This window comes from Streptomyces sp. NPDC047130 (assembly GCF_040643475.1).
GTDB lineage: Bacteria > Actinomycetota > Actinomycetes > Streptomycetales > Streptomycetaceae > Streptomyces.
Genome location: NZ_JBEYUK010000055.1, coordinates 1 through 10,750 on the forward strand (window position 1 = coordinate 1; position 10,750 = coordinate 10,750).

The following is a 10,750-nucleotide window of genomic DNA, read 5'->3' on the forward strand; positions in this document are numbered from 1 at the left end:
CGCCACCGCGACCACCCCGGTCACCGCCCCGGCCGCCCCGCGGGCCACCGCGACCGCCGACCCGGCGAGCAGGCAGAGCGTGAACAGCGGCCCGATGCCCACCAGCGAGGCCGCCAGCAGCGCCCGCACCAGCGGCCGGGGCCGCAGCGGCAGCAGCACCAGACGGGTCGCGTCCAGGGTCTCGTCGCCGCTGGACGAGAAGAGCGGCATCACCGCCCAGCCCAGCGCCAGCAGCGCGGTCAGCGGCACCACCACGGACGCGGCGTGCGGATGCCCGCGCAGCAGGAACAGCCCCAGCAGCTGGAGCGCCGCCAGGAGCAGCACCACCACCGCCGACGCGATGTACGCGGCGCGGCGGCCCGCGGACTGGCGGAGCCCGTTGCGCAGGAGCGACAGCTTCAGCCGGACCATCACCCCGGTGACCCCGTCCGGCCGCCGCACGTTCCCCCCGGGCGCCCCCACCGGCCCGACGCCGGCCGCCGGGTCCCCCGGCCCGGTCACCGGGAGCCGCCCAGCCAGTCCAGGCTGCTCCCCGCGTCCCGGTCGCCGGCCCCGACCAGTGCCAGGAACGCCTGCTGCAGCGAGGGCGCCCCGCCGCGGACCTCCTCCAGCGTCCCGGCGGCCCGGATCCGCCCCGCGGCCAGCACCGCCACCCAGTCGCACAGCGACTCCACCAGCTCCATCACGTGGGAGGAGAACACCACCGTCGCCCCGGACGCCGTGTACCGCTCCAGGACGGTCCGGATGGTCTGCGCGGACACCGGGTCGACGCCCTCGAACGGCTCGTCCAGGAACAGCACCTCGGGGTTGTGCAGCAGCGCGGACGCGAGTCCGATCTTCTTCCGCATCCCGGTCGAGTAGTCGACGACCAGCTTGTCCCGGGCGCCGGACAGGTCCAGCACCTCCATCAGCTGCGCCGCCCGCCTGTCGGTCTCCCCGCCCGGCATCCCCCGCAGCCGCCCCGCGTACGACAGCAGCTCGCCCCCCGACAGCCGCTCGAAGAGGCGCAGCCCCTCCGGCAGGACCCCGATCCGCGCCTTCACCCCGGCCGGGTCGCGCCAGACGTCGTGCCCGACGACCTCGACCCGGCCCTGGTCGGGGCGGAGCAGCCCCGTGATCATCGACAGGGTGGTGGTCTTCCCCGCGCCGTTCGGCCCGACCAGCCCGACGAACCGCCCCGCGGGCAGTTCCAGGTCGATCCCGGCCACGGCGACGTGGTCACCGAAGCGCTTCCAGAGGCCTTCCACCCGCACGGCGGCGTTCATCTCGTCCCCTCCGCAGAACCGGACCCGGTGACGCCCCGACCCTATGCCGATCCGCCGCCGCCCTCACCCCCGAGGACGCCGCTCCCGCCCGCCCGTCGGCGGCTGCCGCGGGGAGGCGCAGGCGTCGACGGGCGTGGAGGCGCAGGCGAGGGCGCCGGCTGCCGGGGCGGGCGCAGGCGCGGGCTACCGCGTGGAGGCGTAGGTGAGGGCGGGGAGAAGGGCGGCGGCCTCGGGGAGGGCGTGGGAGAACGGGGCACGGACCCACTGGGCGGGGCCCCGGGAGCCGTGGCGGGTGGGCGGCGCGGTGATCCAGCCGCCGTCGCCCACGGCCACCAGGTCGAGGCGCCCGGGGGGCCGGCCGGAGGCGCGGACCTCGCGGGCGACGAGGGCCACCGCGCCCGGGAGGACGAGGAAGCGCATCCGCCCGTCCGGTGCGAGCAGGACCGGCCCCGCGCCCTCCGGCGGGCCGAGGCGCTCCAGGCGGGCCAGCGCCAGGAAACCGGCCGTCTCGGACACCTCCAGAACGTCGAAGCTCCGCCCCGTGGGCAGCAGGACCGCCGCGTCCGGCCGGGCACCCCACAGGCGGCGGACCACCGCCCCGCTCGACGTGGCCCGGCCCGCCCAGTCCGGGTCCTCCGGGTGTGCCCCCGGCAGCGGACAGGACGCGTCACCGCACGAACAGCGCACCACCCCGGCCGTCGTCTCCAGCGACACCCCCGGGACGACCTGCCACCGCAGGTCCTCCGCGTAGCGCGCCGCCGCCTCCCGCGCGGACGAGGGAGCGGGCGCGGGCCGGGAGGCCACGCGGGAGGACGGCGGAACCGCCTCGCCCCGCTGCTGCGGAATAGGTGTGACTTCGGTGCCGGAGATCGTATTTTCCACGCACGACTCAACTCCCCTCACACGTCCGGGTTACGCGGGACACGCGGACAGGTAACGGCGGTGCACGAGGAGCACGGGGCGCACAGGTGCATTCGAGGGGGCGCGCGGGCGGCGGGCGAGCGGGCGCTGGGTAGCCACTGGGGGGCCCGCCCCGGCACCCCGGGCGGACCGCTCCAAGGGGTCCACCGTCAGGCAGTACCAGCACCCAGCAACCAGGGGGTACTCATGGCCGCCAGGCCACTCGTCGCACGGCAGCCCAACGAACGGCTGCAGGCGCTCATCCAGGAGGCGGGCTGCTCCAACGCCGGGCTGGCCCGCCGGGTCAACCTGTGCGGCGCGGAACACGGTCTCGACCTCCGCTACGACAAGACCTCGGTCGCGCGCTGGCTCCGCGGCCAGCAGCCCCGCGGGCGCGCGCCCGCCGTCATCGCGGAGGCGCTCGGCCGCAAGCTGGGACGCACCGTCACCATCGACGAGATCGGCATGGCGAACGGGAAGAACCTCGCCACCGGGGTGGGCCTGCAGTTCGCCCCCACCGTGCCCGGCGCGGTGGAGCAGGTCTGCGAGCTCTGGCGCAGCGACGTCGGGCGGCGCGACTTCCTGGCCGGCACCTCGGTCGCGGCGTCCGCGCTGGTGGAGCCCAGCCGGGACTGGCTGATCTCCTCGCCGGACCCGCAGGTCGCCCGCTCGGTGGGCGCGCGGGTCGGCCCCTCCGACGTGGCCGCGGTGAAGGCGATGACGCAGGCCCTGGTCGACCTCGACCACCGGTTCGGCAGCGGGCACGTGCGCCCGGTGCTGGTCCACTACCTCAACAGCGTGGTGTCCGGGCTGCTGTCGGGGTCCTACCGGGAGGCGGTGGGACGCGACCTGTTCGCGGCGGTCGCCCGGCTGACCGAGCTGGCCGGGTACATGGCGGTGGACACCGGGCAGCCGGCGCTCGCCCAGCGCTACTACATCCAGGCCCTGCGCCTCGCCCAGGCGGCGGGCGACCGCGGCTACGGCGGATACGTGCTGGCCGCCTCGATGAGCCACCTGGCGGCGCAGCTCGGGAACCCGCGGGAGATCGCCCAGCTCGCCCGCGCCGCCCAGGAGGGCGCACGCGGCCGGGTCACACCCCGCGCGCAGGCCATGTTCCACGCCGCCGAGGCGCGCGGGCACGCGGTGCTGGGCGACGCCGCCGCGGCGGACGCGGCGTGCGGGCGGGCACTGGACGCCATGGAGGCGGCCGGGACGGCCACCGACGCCGGGGACGACCCGGTGTGGATCGGTCACTTCGACGAGGCGTACCTCGCCGACGAACTCGCCCACTGCCACCGGGACCTCGGGCGGTCCGAGCAGGCGGAGCGGTACGCCCGGCAGTCCCTCGACGGCCACCCGGAGACCCGTGCCCGCAGAAGGGCCATCGGCCAGGTGCTGCTCGCCACGGCCCAGCTCCAGCGGCGCGAGCTGGAACAGGCCTGCGCCACCGCGCTGGCCGCCGCGGACCTGCTGGGCTCGCTGCGCTCCAACCGGGGCGCGGAGTACCTGGACGACTTCCGGCACCGCCTGGACCCGTACCGCGCCGAGGCGCCGGTGCGCGCCTTCACCGAGCGCCTGGCGGCGGCCTGAGGCCCCGGCCGACGCCCCGGAAGGGGGCGCGGGTTGGGCCCGGAGCGGGCTCGGCGCGGGCTCGGAGCGGGGCCGGAGCGGGCTCGGGGCGGGGTCGGGCCGGACGGGGCTCGGGCAGGGGCGGGGCCGGACCCAACGGGGCGCCGGCCCCAACTGCCCTGCTCGCAGCGGTCGGTGAGAGGTTGGGTGGAGGGCACGGAGGGCGAGCGGGTAGCGTGAGCCGACGATTCCGTAAGTCCCCCCATGTTGTAGGAGCCCCCGGTGACGCAGAGTGGACACGGCGGTCCGTGGACGCCGGAACAGCCGGACCCGACGCCGTACCCGCGGGAGCCGCAGGCCGACCCCGGCCGGCACGGCGGCGGCCCGGACGGCGGCGGCTGGGGGAGCTCCGCACCCGAGATCTACACCGGCGCGCCCGGTCCCGGCCCGCTGCCCCCGGAGACCCCGGCAGGCGCGGCCGGGTACGGCGGGGCCGAGGCCACGCAGTACCTCCCGCCGGTGCCGCCCGGGCCGTCGGCGCCGTCGGCGCACTCCGGTCCGGGCCCCTCCCCGGTGCCGCCGGTGTCCCCGGCGTCCCCCGTGCCGATGCCGCCCGCGTCGAACGGGTACGGCGACGAGCAGGCCACCCAGTACATACCGCCGATACCGGCGGCGGACGACGCCGCCGCCACCCAGTACCTCCCGCCGGTCGCCGACGTCGACCAGGCCACGCAGTACCTGACCCCGGTCCCGGGGAGGACCGCCGGGGACGGCCGGCCCGCCCGGCACCCGCAGCACCAGCAGGGCATGGACCGCGACACCCGGATGCTCCGCCGGGTCTCCGCCCCCGGGCCGCAGCCGTCCGGCGCGGGCGGTGACGCCGAGGCCACCCAGTACCTGCCGCCCGTTCCCGGCCACGGCGGTGACGACAACCGGCAGCCCCCGGCCGAGTTCGACAACCTGTTCCGCGCGGACGCCCCGCGTCCCGCCCGCGGCCGGGCCGCCGTCCCCGGCGGCCACGACCGGCCCGCCGCCACCGGCCGCCGCAGCGGCGGACGCGTCCCGATGCTCGCCGCGGCAGGCGTCGGCATCGTGGTGCTGGGCATCGGCATCGGCTCCCTGATGGCCGGCGGCGGCGACGGGGAGGGCACCCCGGTGGCCGCCGAATCGGGGGCCGCCGCGCCCGCCTCGGACGAGAAGCCCGCGGAGGACCCCGAGAAGGACGAGAACGACGAGAAGGCCGCGGTCAAGGCGCAGGCCGAGGCCCTGGACAAGCTCCTCGCCGACAGCGGCGACAGCCGGGCCGCGGTGGTCGGGGCGGTGGAGAACGTCAAGAAGTGCCACAAGCTGGGCGAGGCCGCCCAGGCGCTGCGCGGTGCGGCCCAGCAGCGCGCCGACCTGGTGACCCGCCTCGGCGAGATCGAGGTCGACCGGCTCCCGAACCACGCCGCCCTCACCTCCGCGCTCACCAAGGCGTGGCAGGCGTCGAAGTCCGCCGACGAGCACTACGCGAACTGGGCCGACCAGGTCGCCCGTGAGCGCGGCAAGCTGTGCAAGCGGGGTCAGGCCCGCAGCACGCCGGAGACCCGCGCCGCCGCCCAGCAGAGCGGGGTCGCCACCACGGAGAAGCAGAAGGCGTCGAGCCTGTGGAACCCCATCGCCAAGGAGTGGAAGCTCACGGAGCGGCCTCCGCTGCAGCTGTGACCTGCGGTTCCGGCGCGCGCGGCGACATCGGGCACGGGCGGCCGCCGGTGCCCGCGGGCCCTGCCCGGGGCGGCGGAACGTACGATCGGGACTCGTGCAAACTTCGGTGAACTCTTCCCGTCCTGGGCGTCGCTCCTCCACCATGGGCGTCATGCCCCTCAACGACATGCCGTGGTGGCGCTGGCGCGGGAACGTCCGGTCGGCGCTGCACATGCTCTCCGACCCGAACTTCCAGCAGACCGTCTGGCTGGCCGGGGTGGACGGGTACGGCGACGTCACGGACGCCGTGTACCGCCTGGTCGAGGACACCTGGCTGGACAACTGGTCGGCCGAGAAGTACGTCGGCACGATCTTCCGGGACTCGCAGGAGGCCGCGCTGGTCGACACCGCGGTGCTGCGGGTGCTGCGGATCATGCACCAGGTCGGGCCGGACGCGCCGGTGTCGGCGTACATGGCGCACCCCGGCTGGCCGGAGGCGGTGCGCGCCGCTCGGGACGCGCACGTGCGGATGGCCGTGGGCGACGGCGACGACCCCGACGCGCCGCCGCAGTCCCTCGAGGTGCTGCGCATCCTCACGCGCGTGGCCTGAGCGCCCGCCCCGACCACTGCCGCGTACTCCCGCGGGCGTCCCGCGGGACGTCACCGGGGGTCCCGCGGTACGTCACCGGGGTCCCGCGGGACCTGGGGGGAGCCCCCGCGGGGGACCTGTGGGGGCGTCCCGCATCCGGACACGCACGCGTCGGCCGGGACCGATGTGGGACCCTGGCGGGCATGAGTGAACAGTCCGCGTCCGCCACCGCACCTGTCGAGCAGTACGTCCTCACCCTCGCCTGCCCGGACAAGCAGGGCATCGTCCACGCCGTGTCGAGCTACCTCTTCATGACCGGCTGCAACATCGAGGACAGCCAGCAGTTCGGCGACCACGACACGGGACTGTTCTTCATGCGGGTGCACTTCTCGGCCCCCGCCCCGGTCAGCGTGGACAAGCTGCGGGCCAGCTTCGCGGCGATCGGCGACTCGTTCCACATGGACTGGCAGATCAACCGGGCCGGCGAGCGGATGCGCGTCCTGCTGATGGTCAGCCGCTTCGGGCACTGCCTCAACGACCTGCTCTTCCGGGCGCGCTCGGGCGCCCTGCCGGTGGACATCGCGGCCGTGGTCTCCAACCACACCGACTTCGCCGAGCTGGTGGGCTCGTACAACATCCCGTTCCACCACGTGCCGGTGACGCGCGACACCAAGCAGGACGCGGAGGCGCGGCTGCTGGAGATCGTGCGCGAGGAGGACGTGGAGCTGGTCGTCCTCGCGCGGTACATGCAGGTGCTCTCGGACGACCTGTGCAAGCAGCTCAGCGGGCGGATCATCAACATCCACCACTCGTTCCTGCCGAGCTTCAAGGGCGCTAAGCCGTACCACCAGGCGCACGCGCGCGGCGTGAAGCTGATCGGGGCGACGGCGCACTACGTCACCGCGGACCTCGACGAGGGGCCGATCATCGAGCAGGAGGTCGAGCGCGTCGGACACGAGCTGACGCCCGAGCAGCTGGTCGCGGTCGGACGGGACGTGGAGTGCCAGGCGCTGGCCCGCGCGGTGAAGTGGCACGCGGAGCGGCGGGTGCTGCTCAACGGCCACCGCACGGTGATCTTCTCCTGAGGCCCGTTCCGCGGCGCGGTCGAGAGCGCGCCGCGGCCCCTGCGCATGCTCCGCCGGACAGGCCCTACAGGCGGCTGAGGGACGCCGCCGCGTAGAGGACGTCGCCGACCGCGGCCCGGTCGCCGGTCTGTCCGGCCGCCGCGTCCCTGGGGCGGATGTGTCCGGCCACGAGCTGCGCGAACTCCTCGTCGTCCAGCACCACCTGGGCCACCACGTGGTGCTCCGAGGGGAGCGCGGCGGGGGAGTCGAGCGGGATCAGCCACTCGCCGCCGCCGCGGCCCTCGATCTCCAGGCACAGGCTGCGGCCCGGACGGCCCGCGGAGACCAGGTGGCGGGCGCCCGGGGAGGGCTGTGCGGCGCGGCCGGCCCGGCGCCGGGCGGCGAGGGCCTCCGGCAGTCGGCGGGCCGCCAGGTCGATCATGGCGTGCAGGTGGCGCGGGGCGGGCGGCCGGTACGGGTAGTTCACCGCGTCCGCGATGTCGCCGCCGTGCACCCAGCAGGCGAAGGCCCGCTCCAGCAGGGCGTCGCGCAGCGGGATCTCGCACGGCCCGTAGGCGACGGGCAGCCCGCCGGACGTGCCGCCGGTGTACGAGGCGGTCCGCACCAGCTCGTGGCTCTGGCTCCGCCACGGGTCGCGCACCTCACGGGTGGGCGGGCGGTGGAGCGCGGCCCAGTAGGCCCGGGTGCGGGAGGTCGGGGTGCCGGAACCCGCGGTGAGGGCGACCCCGGGCAGCGCGGACAGCGGGTCGGCGAGGCCGAGGGCGACGGCGACCAGGCCGTCCACCGCCATCAGGTGGGCGATCACCTTGGCCACGGTGGCGCGGTGCTGGCGCTCCTCGTCCTCCTCGATCCAGCGCAGCCGGACCGGGGCGTGCCACTCCGCCTCGTCGATGTCCTGGAGCAGCGCGTCGAGGCGCGCGGTCTCCGCGTCGTAGGGCGCGGCCCACTCGGGGACCGGGATGCGCGGCGGGCGGCGGTCGAGGCAGCCGTCCAGCACCCGGGTGCGCAGCAGCGGGTCGAGGTCCAGGCTCTCCGGCCGCTGGAGGAGCGGGACCGCGTCGCGCAGCGAGCGGGCCTCCTCGGCGCAGCGGTGGCAGCCGGACAGGTGCTCGTCGACGGCGGCCGTCTCGGCGGGGCTGCAGACGGAGAGCGCCCACGCGCCCAGCAGGGACTTCAGCTCGGCGTGCGTGGCGGGGGCCGCCGCGGACCGGCCGTCGCCCGTCGTCCCGGCCCGGGTGCCGCCCGGGGCGGTGGTTCCCGACCGGAGACCGGCGTGCGGCCGGTTGGCGTGGGGGTCCGCGGCGGGACGGCGTCCGGGCCCGCGGTCCCGCGCCGCCGCATCGTCGTCCCGCGGGTCCTCGTGGCGCGCGCCGGGGTCGCGGCTCATCCCGCGTCCCCCGGCCGGGGCGTGGCCACCGTGCGGGCGGTGGACAGCAGTTGGAGGCCCAGGCGCATCCGGCGGCGGGACTCCTCCTCGGTGACGCCGAGGTCGGCGGCGGCCCCGCGGTAGTCGCGGCGGTGGTGGTAGGCGAGGTGCAGCGCTTCGCGCAGCGGGGCGGGCATGGAGGTCACGATGTAGTCGGCGCGGGCCGCGACGGCCGCCTCGCGCACCTTGGCCTCGAGCTCCTCGCGGGCCTCGGGGTCCTCCGGGTCGGCGCCCTCGCGGCGCAGCGCCGCCGCGCCGGCGGCGTGCAGCCGCCGGACCGCGAGGGTGCGGGTCAGTTCGGAGAGCCAGCTGCGCATCGGGCCCTGCCGCGGGTCGTAGCCGGAGGCGTTCTCCCAGACGTGGGCGAAGACCTCGCGGGTGACCGCGTCGGCCGCCCGCTCGTCGTCGAGGACGCGGTTGGCCAGTCCGTGGACCAGCGAGGCGTACCGGTCGTACAGCTCGCCGAGCGCCGCGGCCTCGCCGCGCTCCAGCCGCTGCTGCAGCTTCCGGTCCGCGCGGACCGGTCCGTCCGTGGCGTTCGCCACAGTCCCCTCCCTCCGTCGTCCCCCGCGCCCCGTCCGCCGCGCCCCCGCGCCGGCGGGGGTCCCTCCCTGACGAATGTAGACGGCGCCCGGTGCCGCGCAGGGCCCTTTGCGGCAAACCCGCGTCCCGGGAACGTGCCCACGTGGTAAGGGTCGCGCGGTTGCGGGCCGGGCGGCAGCCGGTGTGCGCCTTGTCCCCCGACAACGACCACAAGTGGTCTGTGTGTGAGAATTTTCGATCGAATAAGGCCGGAAGTGGCCGGTCGATGCCTGGTTCTCCCGGTCGGACCCTGTGTTTCATGGAGGTGTCGTGGGGCAGGGGCGCTGCCACGAGTCCGCCTCCGGCGAGTTAGGGGCATGAAGTGGCGTTCACGGTGACCGGCACCGAGCACGGCGAGTGGGTGGTGCTCCGGGTGCGCGGCGAGATGGACCTGATGACCTCGCCGGAACTGCGGCGGCGGGTGCACGACGCGGTGGCCGCGGGGCACCGCAGCGTGGTCGTCGACCTCTCCGGCGTGTTCTTCTGCGACTCCAGCGGCGTCGGCGTGCTCATCGCCACCCGGCGGCTGCTGCGGTCCTGCGGCGGCCGCCTGCGGCTGGTGCTCCCGGCCGCGGGCGCGGAGGACGGCTCGCACGTCAACCGGGTGCTGGGCGCGCTCGGTGTGCGGCGGCTCTTCGAGGTCTTCCCGGACGCCGAGGCCGCCCTGGACGACGACGTGCGCCCCATGTCGGCGTGATCCGGGGCCCGGCCGGGGTGGCGGCGTCCGCAACACGCCGGAGCGGCGCAGCAGTTGACGGCGGGGTTCCGGGCGGCGTTCACCCTTGCGTGGTCACGAAGCGCACGTCACGCAGCGTTGTCGCCGCGCGGTCACGGAGAGTTGACGCGTCGGGCCGGAGGGCCGGGGCCGGCAGCCGCCCGGAGGGGTGGGCCGCTCGGGTACCTTGGGTGAAATGCGAGAGATGCCAGGGCCCAACGGCCCTAGCGCGAGGACGCCTCGCACGGCGGGAGTCGTCGCACAGTATGCCGCACGGGTACTCCTTCGCGCTGGAATATGCCCGAAGCGCTTGTTGGGGTGACTCAGTGTCAACCATGCTGTGCGTCAAGGGAGTCACGGTCCGTGACTCCGTGTCGTGTCCGCCGGTTCGGATGGTGTGAGCGGTGCAGGTGCTTCAAGTGCAGTTGGAGATCCGGCCCGACCCCGCGGAAGTGGGGAGGGCCCGGAGATGGGCCCGGTCGCGGCTCGCGGGGTCCGGCATGGACGCGGACGAGTCGCTGGCCGAGACGGTGATCCTGCTCGTGTCCGAGCTGGTGACCAACGCGGTGGTGCACACGGGGTGTCCCGCGGTGCTGCGGCTGGTGCTGCCGGCCGAGGGTGCCGCCGAGGCGCCCGCCGGTGTGATGCCGCCGGTCCGCCTGGAGGTCGCCGACGCGGACTGCCGGGCTCCGGTGCCGCGATGTAGCGACGAGGACGAGACGGGTGGCCGCGGGCTCGCCCTGGTGGACGGCCTCGCGGACCGCTGGGGCTGGATCCGGGAGGGGGCGGGCAAGCGGATCTGGTGCGAACTGGACCGCGGGGCGCAGGTCGCCGCGGCCCCCGGGAAGGCGGCGGCCGTCGGGTACGGCACGGGTGTCGCCGCGTGCGGGGGGCTCGCCTACGAGGCGGTCTGACGGCGCCGCCTCCCCGGCCGCC

The 10,750-nt window shown here is 75.9% G+C and carries 10 protein-coding genes and 1 pseudogene; 6 read left to right on the forward strand and 5 right to left on the reverse strand.

Annotated features, from left to right (window positions below; genetic code table 11):
- The 3 genes and pseudogenes from ABZ836_RS30155 to ABZ836_RS30165 form a co-directional block, all read right to left on the reverse strand.
- A pseudogene (locus tag ABZ836_RS30155) lies at positions 1-411 on the reverse strand (transporter); the annotation flags it as partial.
- An 86-nt stretch (positions 412-497) separates the two neighbouring features.
- A complete protein-coding gene (locus ABZ836_RS30160; protein WP_356129962.1) occupies positions 498-1,265 on the reverse strand; it encodes an ABC transporter ATP-binding protein in 768 nt (255 codons plus the stop codon).
- Between the two features lie 183 nt (positions 1,266-1,448).
- Positions 1,449-2,147: a bifunctional DNA primase/polymerase gene (locus ABZ836_RS30165; protein WP_356129960.1), complete on the reverse strand. Its 699-nt coding sequence runs from the start codon at positions 2,145-2,147 to the stop codon at positions 1,449-1,451.
- Positions 2,148-2,372: 225 nt separating this feature from the next.
- Between ABZ836_RS30165 and ABZ836_RS30170 the strand changes: the two genes are divergently transcribed.
- The 4 genes from ABZ836_RS30170 (at position 2,373) to purU (ending at position 7,091) form a co-directional block, all read left to right on the forward strand.
- Entirely contained in the window at positions 2,373-3,755 is a 1,383-nt protein-coding gene (locus ABZ836_RS30170; RefSeq protein ID WP_361147524.1) for a transcriptional regulator, read from the forward strand.
- A 261-nt stretch (positions 3,756-4,016) separates the two neighbouring features.
- Positions 4,017-5,438 (forward strand): hypothetical protein, encoded by a 1,422-nt coding sequence (locus tag ABZ836_RS30175; RefSeq protein ID WP_361147527.1) that lies wholly within the window; start codon positions 4,017-4,019, stop codon positions 5,436-5,438.
- Between the two features lie 142 nt (positions 5,439-5,580).
- Complete coding sequence (locus tag ABZ836_RS30180) at positions 5,581-6,027, forward strand: hypothetical protein (protein WP_356129954.1); 447 nt, start codon at positions 5,581-5,583, stop codon at positions 6,025-6,027.
- Between the two features lie 182 nt (positions 6,028-6,209).
- Entirely contained in the window at positions 6,210-7,091 is an 882-nt protein-coding gene (gene purU / locus ABZ836_RS30185) for a formyltetrahydrofolate deformylase (protein ID WP_356129952.1), read from the forward strand.
- 64 nt (positions 7,092-7,155) lie between these two features.
- On the opposite strand, the gene ABZ836_RS30190 is transcribed toward purU, so the two are convergent.
- Entirely contained in the window at positions 7,156-8,478 is a 1,323-nt protein-coding gene (locus ABZ836_RS30190; RefSeq protein ID WP_361147532.1) for a zf-HC2 domain-containing protein, read from the reverse strand.
- Entirely contained in the window at positions 8,475-9,062 is a 588-nt protein-coding gene (locus ABZ836_RS30195; protein WP_356129948.1) for a sigma-70 family RNA polymerase sigma factor, read from the reverse strand. The genes ABZ836_RS30190 and ABZ836_RS30195 overlap by 4 nt, the downstream gene beginning before the upstream one ends.
- A gap of 359 nt (positions 9,063-9,421) precedes the next feature.
- On the opposite strand from ABZ836_RS30195, the gene ABZ836_RS30200 reads away from it, so the two are divergent.
- Entirely contained in the window at positions 9,422-9,796 is a 375-nt protein-coding gene (locus tag ABZ836_RS30200) for an STAS domain-containing protein (protein ID WP_356129946.1), read from the forward strand.
- Positions 9,797-10,233: 437 nt separating this feature from the next.
- Positions 10,234-10,728, forward strand: coding sequence for an ATP-binding protein (locus tag ABZ836_RS30205; RefSeq protein WP_356130287.1), 495 nt, complete (start codon positions 10,234-10,236; stop codon positions 10,726-10,728).
- The last annotated feature ends 22 nt before the right edge of the window (positions 10,729-10,750 follow it).

What these genes read in the sequence shown, in the direction of transcription:
- ABZ836_RS30160 (WP_356129962.1), bottom strand. Translation starts at nt 1,265, where the DNA reads ATGAACGCCGCCGTGCGGGTGGAAGGCCTCTGGAAGCGCTTCGGTGAC.
- ABZ836_RS30170 (WP_361147524.1), top strand. Translation starts at nt 2,373, where the DNA reads ATGGCCGCCAGGCCACTCGTCGCACGGCAGCCCAACGAACGGCTGCAG.
- ABZ836_RS30180 (WP_356129954.1), top strand. Translation starts at nt 5,581, where the DNA reads ATGGGCGTCATGCCCCTCAACGACATGCCGTGGTGGCGCTGGCGCGGG.
- purU (WP_356129952.1), top strand. Translation starts at nt 6,210, where the DNA reads ATGAGTGAACAGTCCGCGTCCGCCACCGCACCTGTCGAGCAGTACGTC.
- ABZ836_RS30190 (WP_361147532.1), bottom strand. Translation starts at nt 8,478, where the DNA reads ATGAGCCGCGACCCCGGCGCGCGCCACGAGGACCCGCGGGACGACGAT.